The 16,709-nt window shown below is 64.8% G+C and carries 18 protein-coding genes; 5 read left to right on the forward strand and 13 right to left on the reverse strand.

Annotated elements, in window-relative coordinates; all coding sequences use genetic code 11:
• Positions 1-297 precede the first annotated feature (297 nt).
• The 4 genes from D3227_RS20040 (at position 298) to D3227_RS20055 (ending at position 909) form a co-directional block, all read left to right on the forward strand.
• Entirely contained in the window at positions 298-393 is a 96-nt protein-coding gene (locus D3227_RS20040) for a lasso RiPP family leader peptide-containing protein (RefSeq protein ID WP_120016096.1), read from the forward strand.
• Positions 394-473: 80 nt separating this feature from the next.
• The gene (locus D3227_RS20045; RefSeq protein WP_120016030.1) at positions 474-575 is read left to right on the forward strand and encodes a lasso RiPP family leader peptide-containing protein; all 102 of its coding nucleotides are present in this window, start codon (positions 474-476) and stop codon (positions 573-575) included.
• Positions 576-652: 77 nt separating this feature from the next.
• Entirely contained in the window at positions 653-748 is a 96-nt protein-coding gene (locus tag D3227_RS20050) for a putative RiPP precursor (RefSeq protein ID WP_120016097.1), read from the forward strand.
• 68 nt (positions 749-816) lie between these two features.
• Positions 817-909 carry a putative RiPP precursor gene (locus D3227_RS20055; RefSeq protein ID WP_120016031.1) on the forward strand — a complete coding sequence of 31 codons (93 nt, stop codon included), beginning with the start codon at positions 817-819 and terminating at the stop codon, positions 907-909.
• Between the two features lie 6 nt (positions 910-915).
• Here D3227_RS20055 and D3227_RS20060 read toward each other — a convergent pair whose 3' ends face one another.
• From D3227_RS20060 to D3227_RS20090, 7 genes are all read right to left on the reverse strand, one after another.
• A complete protein-coding gene (locus D3227_RS20060) occupies positions 916-2,115 on the reverse strand; it encodes a hypothetical protein (RefSeq protein ID WP_120016098.1) in 1,200 nt (399 codons plus the stop codon).
• Positions 2,116-2,280: 165 nt separating this feature from the next.
• Positions 2,281-3,051: an exodeoxyribonuclease III gene (locus D3227_RS20065; protein WP_120016032.1), complete on the reverse strand. Its 771-nt coding sequence runs from the start codon at positions 3,049-3,051 to the stop codon at positions 2,281-2,283.
• Positions 3,052-3,058: 7 nt separating this feature from the next.
• Complete coding sequence (locus D3227_RS20070; protein ID WP_120016033.1) at positions 3,059-3,703, reverse strand: alpha/beta hydrolase family protein; 645 nt, start codon at positions 3,701-3,703, stop codon at positions 3,059-3,061.
• Positions 3,704-3,756: 53 nt separating this feature from the next.
• A complete protein-coding gene (locus D3227_RS20075; protein WP_120016034.1) occupies positions 3,757-4,860 on the reverse strand; it encodes a tetratricopeptide repeat protein in 1,104 nt (367 codons plus the stop codon).
• A gap of 14 nt (positions 4,861-4,874) precedes the next feature.
• Positions 4,875-5,780: a non-homologous end joining protein Ku gene (gene ku, locus D3227_RS20080; protein WP_120016035.1), complete on the reverse strand. Its 906-nt coding sequence runs from the start codon at positions 5,778-5,780 to the stop codon at positions 4,875-4,877.
• A gap of 383 nt (positions 5,781-6,163) precedes the next feature.
• Positions 6,164-8,656, reverse strand: a complete 2,493-nt coding sequence (gene ligD / locus D3227_RS20085; RefSeq protein WP_120016036.1) for a DNA ligase D — start codon at positions 8,654-8,656, stop codon at positions 6,164-6,166.
• A 46-nt stretch (positions 8,657-8,702) separates the two neighbouring features.
• The gene (locus D3227_RS20090) at positions 8,703-8,927 is read right to left on the reverse strand and encodes a hypothetical protein (protein WP_120016037.1); all 225 of its coding nucleotides are present in this window, start codon (positions 8,925-8,927) and stop codon (positions 8,703-8,705) included.
• Positions 8,928-9,109: 182 nt separating this feature from the next.
• Here D3227_RS20090 and D3227_RS20095 point away from each other — a divergent pair, with 182 nt between their 5' ends.
• Positions 9,110-10,117 carry an aldo/keto reductase gene (locus D3227_RS20095; protein ID WP_120016038.1) on the forward strand — a complete coding sequence of 336 codons (1,008 nt, stop codon included), beginning with the start codon at positions 9,110-9,112 and terminating at the stop codon, positions 10,115-10,117.
• 25 nt (positions 10,118-10,142) lie between these two features.
• Here D3227_RS20095 and D3227_RS20100 read toward each other — a convergent pair whose 3' ends face one another.
• The 6 genes from D3227_RS20100 to D3227_RS20125 all read right to left on the reverse strand — a co-directional run bounded on the left by D3227_RS20100 (position 10,143) and on the right by D3227_RS20125 (position 16,604).
• Positions 10,143-11,033: a ribokinase gene (locus D3227_RS20100; RefSeq protein WP_120016039.1), complete on the reverse strand. Its 891-nt coding sequence runs from the start codon at positions 11,031-11,033 to the stop codon at positions 10,143-10,145.
• Positions 11,030-11,905, reverse strand: a complete 876-nt coding sequence (locus D3227_RS20105; protein WP_120016040.1) for a MurR/RpiR family transcriptional regulator — start codon at positions 11,903-11,905, stop codon at positions 11,030-11,032. The genes D3227_RS20100 and D3227_RS20105 overlap by 4 nt, the downstream gene beginning before the upstream one ends.
• The gene (locus D3227_RS20110; protein WP_120016041.1) at positions 11,902-12,816 is read right to left on the reverse strand and encodes an ABC transporter permease; all 915 of its coding nucleotides are present in this window, start codon (positions 12,814-12,816) and stop codon (positions 11,902-11,904) included. Before D3227_RS20110 ends, D3227_RS20105 begins: the two co-directional genes overlap by 4 nt.
• Before the next feature lie 62 nt (positions 12,817-12,878).
• Positions 12,879-14,420 carry a sugar ABC transporter ATP-binding protein gene (locus D3227_RS20115; protein WP_120016042.1) on the reverse strand — a complete coding sequence of 514 codons (1,542 nt, stop codon included), beginning with the start codon at positions 14,418-14,420 and terminating at the stop codon, positions 12,879-12,881.
• Positions 14,421-14,501: 81 nt separating this feature from the next.
• A complete protein-coding gene (locus D3227_RS20120; protein ID WP_120016099.1) occupies positions 14,502-15,554 on the reverse strand; it encodes a sugar ABC transporter substrate-binding protein in 1,053 nt (350 codons plus the stop codon).
• 48 nt (positions 15,555-15,602) lie between these two features.
• The gene (locus D3227_RS20125) at positions 15,603-16,604 is read right to left on the reverse strand and encodes a sugar phosphate isomerase/epimerase family protein (RefSeq protein ID WP_120016043.1); all 1,002 of its coding nucleotides are present in this window, start codon (positions 16,602-16,604) and stop codon (positions 15,603-15,605) included.
• Between the last annotated feature and the right edge of the window lie 105 nt (positions 16,605-16,709).

Consider the following 16,709-nt stretch of genomic DNA (forward strand, 5'->3'; position numbering starts at 1 on the left):
CTGAATCGGTCTAAGCGCCGGAAATTGCAAGATCGGGGATAAATATGTCTCGATCAGGGAAGCCATTGCGGGCCTGATGCTTTCGGGAAAGATCTTGGAACCACAGATCTATGCGGTCGAAGCGCGAATATCCGAATGCGCGACGCGCTGCTGCCTGTGTCTTTCGCGTCACTCCGCACCGGCGTCGAGAGCAGAAATGCCGACTTCTTCAAGAATAGAGGACAACAGCGGCCAGCATGGTTGACAGGAAACACGAGTCTGACATTATCCGCGCGGGATATTCTGGAGAGTTCGATCATGAAGAAGACCTATGAGAAGCCGGTGCTTGTCAAAAAGGGCAGGCTTTCCGCGATCACCGCCGACAACGGCGCCTCTGGTCCGGTTCCGGGCTGATCTCAGCCGGCCAGGCACTCACTCATGATTGACAGAGGGCAGCCCGACATTGTCGGGCTGGGAATCTTGGAGCGTTGGGCATGAAAAAAACCTACGAGAAGCCGGTGCTTGTCAAAAAGGGCAGGCTTTCCGCGGTCACAGCCGCCAACGGTGCTTCCGGCCCCACCGGGCCCGCAGGCTAATTTCGGCAGGCCAGACAGCATCCTTGATTGAGCGAAGATGGCAACCTGACTGCATAGTATCCTTGGAGGACCTGGACATGAAAAAGACCTATGAGAAGCCGGTGCTTGCCAAGAAGGGCAGGCTTTCCGCGATCACTGCCGTCAACGGTGCTTCCGGCCCAACGCCACAATAATCTAGGCAGCCGTGACTAACGATGACGGCAAACCGACATTGTCGGCATAGATTTTGGAGAGATCAGGCATGAAAAAGACCTATGAGAAGCCGACGCTTGTCAAGAAGGACAGGCTTTCGGCGATCACGGCCAATGGCGCGCTCTCGAACCCGACACCCTGATTGATCTCAGAAGACCAGAACCAGGTCATCCACGACAAGCTGCCAATGGTGCCTGGTCGACAGGCGAACCCGCGTCACCGCGTTGAGCAGCGGGGCGTAGTGGCACGGCGTCAGCGCCGACAGGACGATCTCGTCGCTGCGCAGCAATTCCTCCCCTAGCCAGCTTTCGACCAGCGCAATCTCTCCCTCGCATGCCAGCCACGCGGCGGTCAGCATCACCGAGTGAAAGCCGAAGGGGCGATCGCGGCCGAATTCGGCCGGATGGCCGCTGCTTGTGTAAGCGATGTGATCGCCGGAAACGTTGCCGTTGACGTAACCCTCGCTGTCCCTGGTGTTGTCACGCGACATGGCGTTGAGATTGCGCCAGTCGAGCCCAGCATGGCCGCAGGGGACCTTGCGCAGGCTGCGCTTGGTGACGTCGTCGAAGCCGATCGCCCGCAGGGCTGCGTCCGGCGCAACGGAGCCGGGCGACAGCAGACCGAGATCGGTCGGATAGGATGACAGCGCCAGCCGCCGGTCGAGGCCGCCGCCGGAGATCTCCACCGCATCGGCCCCACCTGCGAGATCGACGCGAAAGGACGTGCCCGGAGCCAGCGTCCGGCTTTCGAGAACCTCGCCCTCGTTGCCCATCACCGTAAGCGTCGCTTGCGCCGCCGCCTGCATCCTGCCCGCCAGGTGGCGGCCGGGCACAAGGCCGACCGGCGTCGGCAGGCCATCGCCGGCGAGGCCTACAAGGGATTCGGGGGCGGCGTGCAGGCGTATCGACTGGTTCTCGTTGGCACCGCTGGCCCGCCAGCCCGGCGGCACGGACACCGAAAAGCGGTACAGACCTGGCGCACGCAGCGCGGTCCGGCGCCGCTTCGTCGACATGGTGAAGTTGGCGAAGCCGCCATTGTTGCTGCGTGCCGCCTTGACGAAGACGCCACGCTCGTCGAACAGCCGCACCATGATGCCGGCAATCGGCCGGTCGGCGAGGCCGTATTTGCCGTCGCCATCGACATCCATATAGACGAAGGACGAGAAGTTGAGCGTGCTGGTGGTGCTGGGGCCCCAGCGCGTGCGCACGGCATAGTCGTTCGCGGGATTTGCCCGGCGCCGGGCGATCTTACGGTCACGCGCCTGCCGCAGCAGCAAGGCAAGCAGCGCGGCGGCGGCGAGGACCAAACCGGATGCGATGAAAATTGCGGTCAGGCCGATGTCAAGCAAGCCCGGCACCTCTCGGCGGGGATGTGTCGGATTTGGCGAATAGGCTAGGCATCGTTGCGATCCGTGGTGGCGCTTTGCCTGCAACCTAACTTGGCATGTGGCTGCTGGACAGATGGCACCTCCCCTTCTCCCCTTGCTTGTTGTGGGAGAATGGAGGCGTCTCCCTCACCTCACCTCCACCCACGCCGGGGCATGGTCACTGGCGCCATCCTCGCCTCGCACACCACGGTCGATGCCGGCGGCGGTGAGCCGGCGCGCCAGCTTCTTGGACAGCAGTATGTGATCCAGCCTGAGCCCCGCATCGCGCGGCCAGCGGTTGCGGCGATAATCCCAGAATGTGTAGAGCGTCTCCTTCGGATGCTTCTTGCGTAGCGCATCAAGCCAGCCCTGGTCGAGCAGCCGCTGGAACGACGCTCGGCTTTCCGGCTGCACCAGCGCGTTGTCGTCATAGGAGCGGGTCGGGTAGATGTCGCGCGGTTCGGGCACGATGTTGTAGTCGCCGACCAGCGCCACGGGCAGGCCGGTGTCGAACAGTTGCTCGGCATGCGCTTCCAGCCTGGCGTGCCAGGCGAGCTTGTATTGGAATTTCGGGCCGGGCTGCGGATTGCCGTTCGGCGCATAAAGGCAGGCAATGACGATGCCGCTGACCGCCGCCTCGATGTAGCGGCTCTGCTTGTCGCCATCGTCACCCGGCAGGATATCGCGGGTCAGCACCGGTTCCGAACCGCGCGCGAGAATGGCCACGCCGTTCCAGGTCGGCTCGCCCTTCCACACCGCACCATAGCCGGCTGCGGCAAGCGCCGAGCGCGGAAACTGCGTGTCGCGCGCTTTCAGCTCCTGTAGGCAGACGATGTCAGGCTTTGCCGCGGCGAGCCAGGCCAGCAGGTTTTCCAGCCGGCTGTTGATGTTGTTGATGTTGAAGCTGGCGATTTTCATCGGCGGGTCAGGAAGCGATCCGCGCCGCCCACGTCCTCGCCGTCTCCGCCAGCGTCTTCAGATGATCGGCGGTGGAAAAGCCGGAGATGCTCTTGCGCGGCTTGAGGTCGTGGTCGCCGTCCTCCAGCCACAGCACCTCGATGCGGTCGGAAAGATCATAGGTAGCGACCTCGTCCGGCGTGCCGAATTCATCGCGGGTGCCCTGGAAGATCAGTGTCGGCGTCTTCAGGCCGGCGAGATGTTTTGTGCGCAACTGCGTCGGCTTGGCCGGCGGATGGAACGGATAGCCGAGGCAGACGAGGCCCGAGATGTCGCCCTTGGCAAACATCTCGTCCGCGACCATCGAAGCGACGCGCCCGCCCATCGACTTGCCGCCGATGATCAGCGGACCGGTGACGCCCTTGGCCCGGAGGTCGGCAATGGCCTTGATGTATTCGGGGTTCACCGTCTCGGCGCGCGGCGGCGGCTTGCGATGGCCGAAGCGGCGGGCGGCCATGTAGTGGAACTCGAAGCGCGCGACGCGGAAGCCGGCCGTGCTGAGCGCCTTGGCGGCGGCGGCCATCGAGGCCGAATCCATCGGCGCGCCGGCGCCATGCGCGAGCAGGATGGTGACCGGGGCGGTGTCGTGGCCGTCTACGAGAAAATATGTCATGGGGCGCTCCAGCCTTGGTTACCCCTTCTCCCCTTGTGGGAGAAGGGAAGTCGTCACCCCGTCGTGCGCGCCAGCTGCAAATCGACAAACTGTATCCCCTTGGCCGCCATGCGCGCCCATTCGGAACTGGCGTCGAGTTCGAGATAGCGCGCCCAGTTCCGCCGCGCTTCGATAAGGTTGCCGGCATCGAACTCCAGCCGGGCTAGGTTGAACACCGCATCGGCATAGGTTGCATCCAGCGCAATCGCCTTTTGCAGATGCCGGCGCGCGGAGGCCAGTCGGCCCTCGTCGCTCATCAGGCCCGCGAGGTTGAACCAGGCCTCGACGAAACCGGAGTCGAGTTTTATCGCGCGGGCATAATCATGTGCTGCCTCGGCCATTCGGCCGGCGCCGCGCAGACAGTTGGCGCGGTTGAAGGCGGCGATGGCGTCGCTCGGGTCGATGGCGAGACAGCGCTGGTAAAGCGCGGCCGCATCGTCGTGCCGGCCCTCCTCTTCCGACGCTTCGGCATCCGCAAAAAGCTCCTCAAGCGTGTCGTCATCAGGAGACCCGAGATCGAACAGCAGCTGCCCGTCGAGTTCGCTTTGGCCGCCTTCGAGATAGATTGCATCCGAGCGCCCATACTGCGAGCCGACATTGAGCGATTTGGCGGTGAGCGAGGCGACCGGGCCGGAGCGGTGCACCGAGCGCGCGATCGCGCCCCATGACGCGCCGCCTGATATCAGACCGGCATATTTGCGGGCGAGGATGAGGTCGCGGAAAGAGTATGGCTCGCCATCATGCTCGAAAGCGTCGAAGAGCGAGAGCAGGTCGAGATCGGCCGCTCCGAGCCTGGACTGGTCGAGAAGAGACTGCCGCGACAGTGCCGAAGCCTCCGACGCCTTCATCAGGCCGAGCAGGCGTAAAAATCCATTCTCGCTGGTGAGCGCGCGGCCGGCGGCGCGCTCGGCCAGGACGCGGCGCTCGATTTCGGCGTCGCCGTTCTTGGTGGTCGCGGCCTTGGCGAGCTGCGCGCGGCCGAACACGACATGGGTTGTGCGCCGGGTGACGCCGCGCCGCAACTGGCCCTGCCGGCGCTCGACCTCGCGCGTGGCGAGCCTGAGCGGAAACGCCACCAGCGCGCCGATGGTGCCGAAGACGGCACCGGGTGGAATCATACCAGTGGGCGCCGTCACCCTTTGCTCTTGCCGACGGCCTTCAGAAGGTTGGCCTTCAACGGGTTTTCCTTGGCAGCACCTGCCTTGGCCTTGGCGGCCGGTTTCGCCTCGTCATCGGCCTTGCTCTTCGACTTGGCAGGCGGCTTGGCCTGCTGCGACAGGCTGGCCTTCAGCGCATCCATCAGGTTGATGACGTTGCCGCGCTCGGGCGCCGCCGCGATGATCGGCTTGTGGCCCTTCAGCTTCTCGCGGATCATCGCCATCAGCGCGATCTCATAGCGGTCCTCGTAGTTCTTCGGATCGAAGGTGGTTTCCTTCTGCTTGATCAGCGCTTCGGCAAGCTGCAGCATTTCGGGATCGGGCTTGCCGGCCGGAATGTTGCCGAAATATTCAGCCGTGCCGCGCACTTCGTTCGGGTTCCTCAAGGTGCAGACGAACATGCCGTTCTCGCGCGCGCCGACCGTCACCACGCGCTCGCGACTGGACAGGACAAGGCGGGCGATCGCCAGCTTGCCGGACTTGCGCATGGCTTCGCGCAGCACGGCAAAGGTTTCCTCGGCCATGGCGCCATCCGGCGCCAAATAATAGGGTGCGTCCTGGTAAATGACGTCGACCTCGTCCTCGTCGACGAACGCTTCGATGTTCATCGTATGGTTGGATTCGATCCGCACCGCGTCGAGGTCGGTATCATCGATGATGATGTACTGCTTGTCCTCGTATTCGTAGCCCTTGACCAGGTCCGAGCGCTCGACCAGGCCGAGTTCCGGATCGACCGGCTTCATGTTGATGCGGTTGTGCGTCTTCTTGTGCAACTGGTTGAAGCTGATGCGTTCGCTCGCGCTGGTGGCGGGGTATAGCCGCACCGGACAGCTGACGAGGCTGAGCTTGAGGTAACCTTTCCAACTTGCCCTGGGCGCCATGAAACACTCCTACGCGGCCATGCACTGACAGTTACTGCAGCGCTTTCGTCCGAAGGACGAATGGCACTACGGAAATCCTACACCGAGCCTCAAGATACCGGCAAATCCCTAGCGAAATCTTCCATCTCGCCTGAGGGGTCGACTGAAGGCCCGGCAGCGGAGAATAATTCAAATTGTCCAGACCGTCGATGGAGTTGGAGCAGGCCCTCCTCGCCCCCGCCAGAGCGGGGGAGAGGTGGCTCGGCGAAGCCGAGACGGAGAGGGGGAATGGCGCAAACCGATGTCCGGGTGGATTCAAGGAAACCACGGTCCATCCGCTGGCGCAGCCCCCTCCCCGTCCGCTACGCGGACACCTCTCCCCCACTCTGTGGGGGCGAGGAACCCTAGTTCTGCAAGGTGGGCAAATCCCTGGCAAACTCATCGATCTCGGCCCAGGGATCACCCGAGGTCGCAAGCAGGCCCGGCAGCGATGCATAGTTCAAATCCTGCGGCGCATCGATCGACTCCAGATCCGTCCAGCTCACCGGGGTCGAGGCCGGCAGATTGGTGCGGGCGCGCAGCGAATAGGGTGCTGCCGAGGTATGGCCGCGCGCGTTGCGGTGGTAGTCGATGAAGATGCGTCGCTTGCGGTTTTCCTTGCCCATGGTGGTGGTGAAGGTGTCGGGCGCGGTGCTGGCCAGATGGGTGGAGATGGCGCTGGTCGCCTGGTGCAGTTTCTTCCAGTTCTGCTTCTGCGTCACCGGCACCGTGATGTGGATGCCGCTGCCGCCGGACGTCTTGGCGAAGGGCACCAGCCCCAGCGCCTCCAATCCGCCCTTGATGTGCACGGCGGCCTCGACCACCTCGCGCCAGGCAATCCCCTCGCCCGGATCGAGGTCGAACACGATCTGGTCGGGCTTGTCGAGTTTCGTGCGATGCGTGCCCCAGGTGTGGAACTCGACGACGCCGAACTGAGCCAGCGCCAGATAACCCTTGGCATCTTCCACCGACAGATAGGTTTTGGTCTCGCCCTCTGAATTGATCGACTCGAACACAGCCACCGAGGGCGGCATGCCGGTGAAGGCGTGTCGCTGGAAGAAGCAGTCTTTTGGCAGGCCGGTCGGGCAGCGCACCAGTGACACCGGGCGTCCGATGATGTGCGGCAGCATGAAGTCGCCGACCAGCGCGTAGTAGACGGCGATGTCGAGCTTGGTCGGCCCGGTCTTGCCGAACAGCCGCCGCTCGGGGTTGGTCACCCAGATGGTGGCGAGGTCGGCTTCCGAGATCAGCAGCTTGCGCTTGGCCGAGACCGGCGTCGACAGGCCGACATCCCTGAGGCCACGGAAGACACCGTGGCGCAGCGCATTGTCCGCCGTGCGGTTGGCGTAGTGGATGCGAGCCGACAGCAGCGGCCGCACCCAGTTCATCTCGCGCATGATCTCGCGCGGCACGCCCTCCGGCGGCGTGGCGCCTGCGGTGAGCGGCTCCAGCCGGGCGAGCAAGTCTCGTGCCGTCTCGGCATCGAAGCCGGTGCCGACCTTGCCGCGATAGTGCAACTCGCCGTCCTCGAATTCGGCCATGCCCAGCGCGGCCAGCCCCTCGGCCGCATCGGAGGTGGTGTAGCCGGCAATGATGAAATCGCCCTTTTGCAGCGCCTTGACCTTGGTCCAGCTCTTGGTGCGGCCGCTCTGATAGGTGGCGCTGGCGCGCTTGGAGACGACGCCTTCCAGCCCAAGTTCGGAGGCTTGGGCATAGAGCCCCTGCCCGTCGCCCTCGACATGGTCGGAGAACTGGATGGCGGAGTTGGCGCCGAGGCCGGCGAGCAGTTGCGCAAGCAGCGCCTTGCGCCTGGCGAGCGGCGCTTTCCTGAGGTCCCAGCCGTCGAGATAGAGCAAATCGAAGGCATAGAAATGCAGCTTGTTGCCGGCGCCTTCAGCCAGCGCATCCTGCAGCAGCACGAAACGGCTGATGCCCTTGGCGTCGAGCACGACAATCTCACCGTCGATGATGGCATCGCGGCACGGCAGCTTTGCGAAAGCGTGCGGCAGGTCGCCATAGCGCTTCGTCCAGTCGATGCCGCCACGGGTGATCAGCCTGACTTGCCTGTCCGCCAGATGCGCCGCGGTGCGATAGCCGTCGAATTTGATTTCGTGCAGCCAGGCCTCGCCAGTGCGCTCAGCAGGATCGTCGCTGCCAGGCGGTTTTGCCACCTGTGTCGCCAGCTGCGGCTCGATGCGCGCAGGCGCCGGCCCCTGCACGGCGCCGGGCAGCGCGCCGGGTTTCAGCAACAAGGGCTTTGCGGGTTTGCTCACCGGCTTCGGCACCGCCACCAGTTCCTCGATGCGGCGGCCGGATTTGACGCTTTCCGGCCGCTCGCTGAGAATGTCGAGCCTGGTGTCGGCGGCGAGGTCTCGCTCCTTGAACAGCAGCCAGTTTTTCTTGCCCTCGTCCTCGCCGGGCTTGGGCTTCAGCCTGGTCAGCATCCAGCCGCCATTCAGCTTGTCGCCGGCGAGGCGGAACTTGAAGGCGCCGGTGTGCAGGCTTTTTTCGACATCGTCCATCGGCGCCCAGGTGCCGGTATCCCAGACGATCATCGGGCCACCGCCATATTCGCCTTCGGGGATGACACCTTCGAAGTCGATATACTCGAGCGGATGGTCCTCGGTCTCAATCGCCAGGCGCTTGTCGGCCGGATTGAGCGAAGGCCCGCGCGGCACCGCCCAGCTCTTCAGGACGTCGCCGACCTGTAGGCGCAGATCGTAATGGTCGGCGGTCGCGTGGTGCTTGTGGACGACAAAGCGGTTGCCTTCGCCCGAGACTAGCCCGCCCGCCGGCTCCGGCGTTTTGGTGAATTCGCGCTTGGCGCGATAGGCCCTCAGTTTCGGCGGCGTGGTCATCCGGGCATGCTAGGCGGGATGCAACGGCTGCTCAATCGCCAGCGGCTCAATCGTCGGTGGCCGGCGTCAGTTCGAGTTCGGCAGGTGACAAGCCCCTTTGCAGTTGGCTCAGCCGGAACTCGTCGACCCAATAGGCCTCGCCGTCGACCAGCACGCGCGCCTGATAGGTGCCGCCGGAAAAGCTCTGCGCGGTGACGTAGACCTTGTGGCGATCGAGCGCCTTGCGCACCGCGGCGCGCTTGGATTTCTGGGCAGTGACAGGACTTGCCATCGGCTCACTCTTCACACGCGGCCGCCATGGGCGGTCTCCATTAGGATGGCGGAGAGCGGCGATTGAGTCAATTTGCGAGGCGGCTACGCGCGATCTCCCCTCTCCGCGCCTTCGGCCGGCTGGACGCCAGGCAGGCGGCCCCTATAGTTTTCACCGAGATACTTTTCTCCGGAGACAAGCAGATGACCCTCGGCACACACAAACTCGGCAGCCAGGGGCTGCAGGTATCGGAGATCGGCCTCGGCTGCATGGGCATGAGCCAGTCCTACGGGCCGGCCGACGAGGCGGCGTCGATCGCGACGCTGCACCGGGCCATCGAGCTCGGCTGCACCTTCCTCGACACGGCGGAAGTCTACGGCCCCTATGCCAATGAGGAACTGCTCGGGCGGGCACTGAAGGGCCGTCGCCATGAGGTGACCATCGCAACCAAATTCGGCTTCCGCATAGAGAACGGCAAGCAGGTTGGCACCGACCGCGACAGCCGGCCCGAGCATATCCGCGAGGCGGTGGAGGGCTCGCTCGGCCGGCTCGCCACCGACCATATCGACATTCTCTACCAGCACCGCGTCGATCCGGATGTGCCGATGGAGGACGTGGCCGGCGCGGTCGGCCAGTTGGTCGCCGAGGGCAAGGTGCGCTTCTTCGGCCTGTCGGAGGCGGGCGCGGCCAACATAAGCCGCGCGCACGCCGTGCATCCGGTGTCGGCGGTGCAGAGCGAATATTCGCTGTGGGAGCGCAACCTGGAGCCGGAGATCATGCCGCTGCTGAAGAACCTCGGCATCGGCTTGGTGCCGTTCGCGCCGCTCGGCCGCGGCTTCCTCGCCGGCGACGTCAAGCGCGCGGAGGACTACCCCGAGGGCGATTTCCGGCGCGGCGACCCGCGCTACCAGGGCGCCAATTACGACGCCAATATCGCGGCGGCCTCAACGGTGCGCGACATCGCCGGTGTAAAAGGGGTCAAGCCCGGGCAGATCGCACTGGCCTGGCTGCTGTACAAGGGCGATGATTTCGGCATCGACATCGTGCCAATCCCCGGCACCAAGCGGCGACAATATCTGGAGGAAAACGTCGCGGCGGCCGCGATCGAACTCGATGCCACAGAAATGCTGGCACTCGACGTGGCGCTGGCGCCAGGCAAGGTGGCGGGACCGCGCTACGGCGAGCGGACCATGACGATGATCGATCGGTAGGATCAGGCGAGCGCCGCCCAGTCCCTTACCGCTCTCCTTCCGGGGTCGCCACGAGCCGCGCCGCGGCTTCATTGGCGGCAGTGATCGCTGCTTGCACAGGTTCTCCACGAGCAAGTGCCGCCGCAAACGCGCCAACGAACTCGTCACCGGCGCCATGGGTGCTGACGACCTTCACCGGAATGCCTGCCAGCGCGTACGCGCCACCGGTGCGGTCGCAATAGGCGACCCCCTCCCCGCCGGCGGTGACGATAGCGGCCGGGTAGGCGTCGACCAGCCGGTGTGCCGCTTGCGCCGCGCCGTCCAGCGTGTCGACGACCGGCACGCCGGCCAGGAATTCCGCCTCGATGGCGTTGACGATGACGATGTCCAAAAGCGCGATCAATTCGCCCGACAGTTCGCGGGCCGGGGCGGCGTTCAGAACGATACGGCCGCCGGACGATTTCACGGCGCGGGCGGCGGCGACGTTGGCGGCTTCCGGTACCTCGTTCTGCAACAGCAGCACCGAGGTTTCTGCAATCGTTGTGCGGGCGGCGGCGATGTCCTGTTCGCCCAAGGTGAGATTGCTGCCCGAGACGATCACCGCGCCATAGTCGCCGCTTGCGTCGAAGATCGCGACGCTCATGCCAGAGCCGACGCCGGGCGCGGCCCGCACGAAGCGACGGTCGACACCGGCGCAGTCGAGATTGGTGAGGAGCGCCTTACCGAAATCGTCATCGCCGACGGCGCCGATCATCGCCGCGCACACGCCGGCCCGCGCCGCCGACACCGCCTGGTTGCCGCCCTTGCCGCCACATTTTGGCTGCCAGGCGTGGCCGGTCATCGTCTCGCCCTTGCGCGGTCGGTCGGGCGCATCGACCATGATGTCGTAATGCAGGCTGCCGAAGACGGTGACCAAAGGCGTTGTCGACGGCGTCATGTGCCCCGGTCTTTTCGTTTCGATGTCACTGCCGACATGGTGCGGCCGAGATTGCGCTCCGCCGCCTGGTAGTCGCGCTGCGCGACCGCGACGAACAGCGCGTCGAGGATGTTGAGCTGGGCAATGCGCGCGGCCGCGTTCTCGCCCATCAGCGGCGAGCCCTGCGCCGTCGAGCACAGCACGATGTCGGCAATCTGGGCCAGCGGCGAATTGTCGTAATTGGTGATGGCCAGCGTGCGGGCGCCGCTCTTCCTGGCAAGCTGGATGGCGTCGATGACAGCTGACGTGTTGCCGGAATGCGAGAAGCCGACGGCGATATCGTCGGCGCCGAGCAGCGAGGCCGACATCAGCATCATGTGCGAGTCGTCGTAGACCGAGGCGCGGATGCCGATGCGCAGGAATTTGTGCGAGACGTCGCGCGCGATTTGCGCCGAACCGCAGACGCCGTAAAAGTCGCGGTTCTTCGCGCGGTAAAGCAGATCGGCGGCGCGGTCGAAATCCTCCATGTCGAGGATCGCCAGCGTTTCCTCCAGCGCCTGGATCGAGGTGCGGAACACCTTTTGCACGATCTCGGCCGAGCTGTCGTCGGCCGACAGCTCCTGATGCATCTCGGCGGTCGGTAGGCGGCTGTACTCGTAGACGGCGGTACGGAAGTCGCGATAGCCGGAAAAGCCGAGCTTCTTGGCAATCTTGACCACCATCGCCTCCGAGACGCCTGCCTCCTCGGCAATCTGCTTGAGCGGAATGGTGTCGTCGAAGCCGCGCCGGCCGAAGACAGTCTCCACCACCTTCGCCTCCAGCGGGGTGAGATGCGGCATCATCATGCGGATGCGCGGTCCTACTGCTTTCAGATCCAAGCTGCTCAAGGTCATCCACGTCCCCTCGTCACGCGATCGATAAGCATCGCGGCGAGGATTATAAGGCCTGTTGCCAGGAGCTGATAGAAGGACTGGACGTTCATCAGCGTCAGACCGTTGCGCATGGTGCCGAGGATGACGGCGCCCAGAATGGTGCCGACGACGCTGCCCTTGCCGCCCATCAGCGAGGCGCCGCCTATTGCCGCGGCGGCAATCGCGTCGAGCTCCCAGAGATTGCCGAGGATGGGCTCGGCTGCACCCAGCCGTCCGATCAGTATCTGCGCGGCAAGGGCCGCCAGAAGTCCCGATATCATGTAGGCGGCGATCTTGGTGCGGGCGATCGGCACGCCGGCGATGTAGGCGGCCTCCTCATTGCCGCCGACGGCAAGCAGATACTCACCGAATGGCGTCTTCTTGAGGATGATCCAGGCGATCAGCGCAACGACGGCAACGATGATGACCGCCAGCGGCAGACCGAACAGCGAGCCGTTGAAGATGGCGCGGAAGCCGGCAGGCAGACCAAGCACCGGATTGCCGCCGGTGTAGATCAGCGCCAGCGCCCGGTAGGTGCTCAGCGTTCCCAGCGTGACGATGAAGGGCTGCAGCCCGACATGGGCGACGAGCACGCCGTTGAGCAGGCCGCAGGCAAGGCCGATGGCGAAGCCTGCGGCGATAGCGAGCGGAAACGCCACGCCGGCGACCAGCATCGAGGCCGAGATGACGGCCGAAAGTGCCGCCGTCGGCCCGACCGAAAGATCGATGCCGCCGGAGATGATGACCAGCGTCATGCCGAGCGCCAGGCAGGCGTTGATGCTCGACTGCTGCAGGATGTTGATCAAATTGCGCTCGGCGAAGAAGCCCGGCACCAGCGCGCCGAAGACGGCGAGAATGACGATAAGGCCGATCAACGTGCCAGCGTCGCGCATGGAAAATCGGTGCAGGAAATCCGCCTGGGCCGCGTTGCTGTATTTTCCGATATGTCCGTCATCTACTGCCTTGCCTGCGGTCCGGCCGAGCTGCCCGCATGGACCTGGCCGTTCTGCATTTTCGTTTGGGGTATGGCGTGCGCCGCGATCGCCTGTTCGCTGAGGCTTGCCCGGTCGAGCTCGGCGGCCACCGTGCCGTCGCGCATGACCAGCACGCGGTCGGCAAGCCTGATCACCTCGGGAAGCTCCGACGACACGACGACGACTGAATGGCCCTCGGCGGCGAGTTCCTCGATCAGGCGGTAGATCTCCGCCTTGGCGCCGACATCGATGCCGCGCGTCGGCTCGTCGAATAGAAGGATGCGGGTCCCTGCCGCGAGCCAGCGGCCGATGATTGCCTTCTGCTGGTTGCCGCCACTGAACAGGCGGATCGGCCGGTCGAGCAGGAACGGCCTGAGATTGACCCGTTTCATCTTCTCGGCCGCCACCCGTTTCAGGCGGCGATGATCGATGACGCCGCGCGGCGCGAACACGCCCATCGAGGCCAACGCCATGTTGCTGGTGATGGAGCGCAACGGCACGATGCCTTCGCGTTTGCGCTCCTCCGGCACCAGGCCGATGCCGGCGGCGATGGCGTCGCGCGGGCCGGAAAACCTGACCGCCTTGCCGTCGATCTCGATGGTACCGGACGACGCACGGTCGGCGCCGGCCAAGAGCCGCAGCAGCTCGGTGCGACCCGAGCCGACCAGGCCGGCAATGCCCAGCACCTCGCCGCGATTGAGGTTCAAGGACACGTCGTGCACCTTGGTCGCCGAGGCGAGCCCGCGCACGCTGAGCCTGACAACGCCGGTGGCGTGAGCTCGGTGCTGTTCCTGGGCAAGCTCGCGGCCGACCATCATGGCGACGACGGATTTTTCCGACACTTGCGCGAGATCGACGGAACCGACCACCGCACCATCGCGCATGATGGTGGCGCGCTTGCAGATGCCGAACACCTCGTCCAGCTTGTGCGAGACATAGACGACCGCGACTCCCTCACGTGCAAGCCCGGCAATGACCTTAGCCAGGCGCTCGAATTCGCTCGGCGTCAGGCTCGATGTCGGCTCGTCCATGGCGACGATCCTGGCGCGGTCGAGCAGCGCGCGGGCGATCTCGACAATCTGCCGCTGCGCCACCTTCAGGCTGCCGAGCGGGGCTGCCGGATCGATCGATGGGTCTATTGCCGCAAGGGCGGCGGCGGCGCGGCGCTCCTGCTCGCTTCTGGCGACAAAAATGCCGCCGCGCGTCAGCGGATGGCCGAGAAACATGTTCTGGGCGACGCTGAGGCGCGGCACCTGCTGCAGTTCCTGATGGATCATGGCGACACCGGCGGCGCGCGCCGCGACCGGGTTGTTCAGCGTCACCGGCTGGCCGTCGATCAGCACGCTTCCCGCTGTCGGCCGGTAGACCCCCGACAGGATGCGCAGCAGCGTCGACTTGCCGGCGCCGTTCTCGCCAAGCAGGCCATGGATCTCGCCGGCGCCGACCGAGAAGGACACGTCGTCGAGGGCCCGCACGGCAGGAAACAGTTTGGAGATACCTGCGAATTGCAGCCGGGGTGACATTGGTCCATTCTCCGGGCAAAGGTATCAGCCGAGCGAAAATGCTCTGGCCGACACCCCGCCGCCCTGCCCTGTCTTTTTGTGCTACTGGCCGACGGCCGCGTCCTCGAGCAGTGCCTTGCGTGCATCGGGGCCGGAATAGCGGTCGGCATTGTCCTTGGTGATCAGCGCCTGCGGCGTGGCGACGACGCGCGGCAGCTTCTGCCCAGCGACGAGACGCAGCGCCGTTTCCAGCGCCACCTCGCCGGTCAGCACCGGGAAGCTGTCGACAGTACCGGTCAATTCGCCGGCGCGGATCGAGGCATAGGCGTCGGAGATGCCGTCGGTGCCGAACACGGCGACCTTGTCCTGCAGGCCGGCGGCCTTGACCGCCTCGACGATGCCCAGCGCCATGCCGTCATTGTTGGCGTAGAAGCCGATCAGGTCGGGGTGCTGCTGCAGGATGTTGGTGGCCGCATCATAGGAGGTCTGGCGGTCCCAGTTGCCGGGCACGCTGGCGACGACCTCGAACTTGCCTCCTTCGGTAATGGTGGTCTTGAAGCCGTCGGTGCGCTGGACAGAGGCATAGACGCCGGCCTGGCCCTCGACGATGGCGACCTTGCCACCATTCGGCCGGTTCTTGATGAACCATTTGGCGACGCGCACGCCATTGTCGCGCTGGACATTGCCGACATAGTGCTCGGCCTGCGGGATGACGGCGTCATTGACGTTGACAACCGGCACATTGGCGGCCTTGGCCTGTTCCATGATCGGCTGCAGATTGGAGTCGGTCTGCGGCGAGACGAGCAGCACATTGTAGCCCTGCGTCACCAGGCCCTCGGCGATGGTGAGCTGTCCGAGCTGGTCGCCCTCGCTTTGCGCCGCCTGATAGACGACCGGCACGCCGACGCGGTCGCCGAACACCTTGTAGCCCTCGCCCAGTGAGCGCCAGTATTCGTTGGTCAGCGTCTTGGAGACGGCACCGGCCTTGGTGCCGTCGGGCAATTTGGGGAACGCGCCGAACTTTGCTTCCAGCTGCGACCAGTCGATGCGGTCCTTCTCGGTATCGGAATTGAGCGGCGCAAGGTCGGCAGCAATGGCCGAGCCGATGGACAAAGCCATCAGGGCAGCGGTGGCGGCGGCAAGCAGAAGTTTCATGGTCATTCCTCCCTTGGTGAAAAACGGCGTATGACGACGCCGGGCGCTTCAGGTGACTCCGGGCGTGTCGCGCCCAAGCATGGCTTCCTGGACGATGGCCTGCGAGGTGACGGCATCCTGGCTCGCGACGGCGGCGGACAGGCGGTTGTCTTTCTCGAGGCGCTCGACGACGCCGAGCATGCGCTTGACGGTGGCGATGTTGACCTCGCACTCACGCACCGGATCGAGCCCGGTCATGTCGGGGAATGTGTCGAAATAGATGGCGCCGGCGTAGCCGTCCCGATGGATCTGACGCAGCAATTCGATCGTCTGCAACGTGTGCACCGCGCCGACCATCAGGCCGTCATCACGCTTGGCGTAGCCGTCGTTGAGGTGAACGCCGAGCAGCTTGCTGTGGCGGGCAATGAGGGCGGCGGCGAAGGCCGGCTGTTCGTCGGCATAGAGCACATGGGCGAAGTCGAGCGTGACGCCGAGATTGGCCAGGCCGACATCGCGGATCGCCAGCAAGGTCGTCGCAGCGTCCGGCATCAGCGAGTAGGAGCGCGGCTCGTTCGGCTTGTATTCCAGACTGATCTGGCAACCGGGATCATGCGCCGCCACTTCACGAATCCCATCGATTTCGTGTTGCCAGAGCGTCGCATAGTCGGCCTGGAAGGCATAATCGAAGCCATCCTGCCCGAGCCACAGCGTCATCAGGCTGGCGCCGGCTTCACGCGCTGCGTCGATGCCGGCCTTGGTCAGGTCGATGGCTTCGCGGCGCACCGCCGGGTCCGGATTGGTGAAGGCGCCGAGCTTGAAAGCCGGATTAGAGTAGTAGCGCATGGCGAAGCCATTGATGGAAAGCCCGATATCGCCCAGTTTCCGGGCAATTTCTGTTGGCTTTTCACCGACATGGTCGGGAAAGTTGAGGTCGAGGTCGGTGAGCCCTTCGACCTTGGCCGCGCGCGCCGCCATCTGCATCAGCGACGGCTTGCCGGCAAGGCCGGGCCATTCTGCCTCGGGCCGCGAGGCAAAGGAATTCAGACGAGTGGCAAAGCGGTTCGATGTCATGGGTGGCCTTTCGGTTGCGATGCTTCACATAGTTACGGATTTTTGTAAAGTATTATTTCGAGAGACGCGAACGGCATGCACCCCGCGCTATCCCCTCTCGGGGAG

It is taken from the genome of Mesorhizobium waimense (assembly GCF_003601975.1).
Lineage (GTDB): Bacteria > Pseudomonadota > Alphaproteobacteria > Rhizobiales > Rhizobiaceae > Mesorhizobium > Mesorhizobium waimense.

Coding starts and splice junctions, on each gene's coding strand:
- D3227_RS20040 (WP_120016096.1), top strand. CDS start 298: ATGAAGAAGACCTATGAGAAGCCGGTGCTTGTCAAAAAGGGCAGGCTT.
- D3227_RS20045 (WP_120016030.1), top strand. CDS start 474: ATGAAAAAAACCTACGAGAAGCCGGTGCTTGTCAAAAAGGGCAGGCTT.
- D3227_RS20050 (WP_120016097.1), top strand. CDS start 653: ATGAAAAAGACCTATGAGAAGCCGGTGCTTGCCAAGAAGGGCAGGCTT.
- D3227_RS20055 (WP_120016031.1), top strand. CDS start 817: ATGAAAAAGACCTATGAGAAGCCGACGCTTGTCAAGAAGGACAGGCTT.
- D3227_RS20065 (WP_120016032.1), bottom strand. CDS start 3,051: ATGAAAATCGCCAGCTTCAACATCAACAACATCAACAGCCGGCTGGAA.
- D3227_RS20070 (WP_120016033.1), bottom strand. CDS start 3,703: ATGACATATTTTCTCGTAGACGGCCACGACACCGCCCCGGTCACCATC.
- D3227_RS20075 (WP_120016034.1), bottom strand. CDS start 4,860: ATGATTCCACCCGGTGCCGTCTTCGGCACCATCGGCGCGCTGGTGGCG.
- ku (WP_120016035.1), bottom strand. CDS start 5,780: ATGGCGCCCAGGGCAAGTTGGAAAGGTTACCTCAAGCTCAGCCTCGTC.
- ligD (WP_120016036.1), bottom strand. CDS start 8,656: ATGACCACGCCGCCGAAACTGAGGGCCTATCGCGCCAAGCGCGAATTC.
- D3227_RS20090 (WP_120016037.1), bottom strand. CDS start 8,927: ATGGCAAGTCCTGTCACTGCCCAGAAATCCAAGCGCGCCGCGGTGCGC.
- D3227_RS20095 (WP_120016038.1), top strand. CDS start 9,110: ATGACCCTCGGCACACACAAACTCGGCAGCCAGGGGCTGCAGGTATCG.
- D3227_RS20100 (WP_120016039.1), bottom strand. CDS start 11,033: ATGACGCCGTCGACAACGCCTTTGGTCACCGTCTTCGGCAGCCTGCAT.
- D3227_RS20105 (WP_120016040.1), bottom strand. CDS start 11,905: ATGACCTTGAGCAGCTTGGATCTGAAAGCAGTAGGACCGCGCATCCGC.
- D3227_RS20110 (WP_120016041.1), bottom strand. CDS start 12,816: ATGCGCGACGCTGGCACGTTGATCGGCCTTATCGTCATTCTCGCCGTC.
- D3227_RS20115 (WP_120016042.1), bottom strand. CDS start 14,420: ATGTCACCCCGGCTGCAATTCGCAGGTATCTCCAAACTGTTTCCTGCC.
- D3227_RS20120 (WP_120016099.1), bottom strand. CDS start 15,554: ATGAAACTTCTGCTTGCCGCCGCCACCGCTGCCCTGATGGCTTTGTCC.
- D3227_RS20125 (WP_120016043.1), bottom strand. CDS start 16,604: ATGACATCGAACCGCTTTGCCACTCGTCTGAATTCCTTTGCCTCGCGG.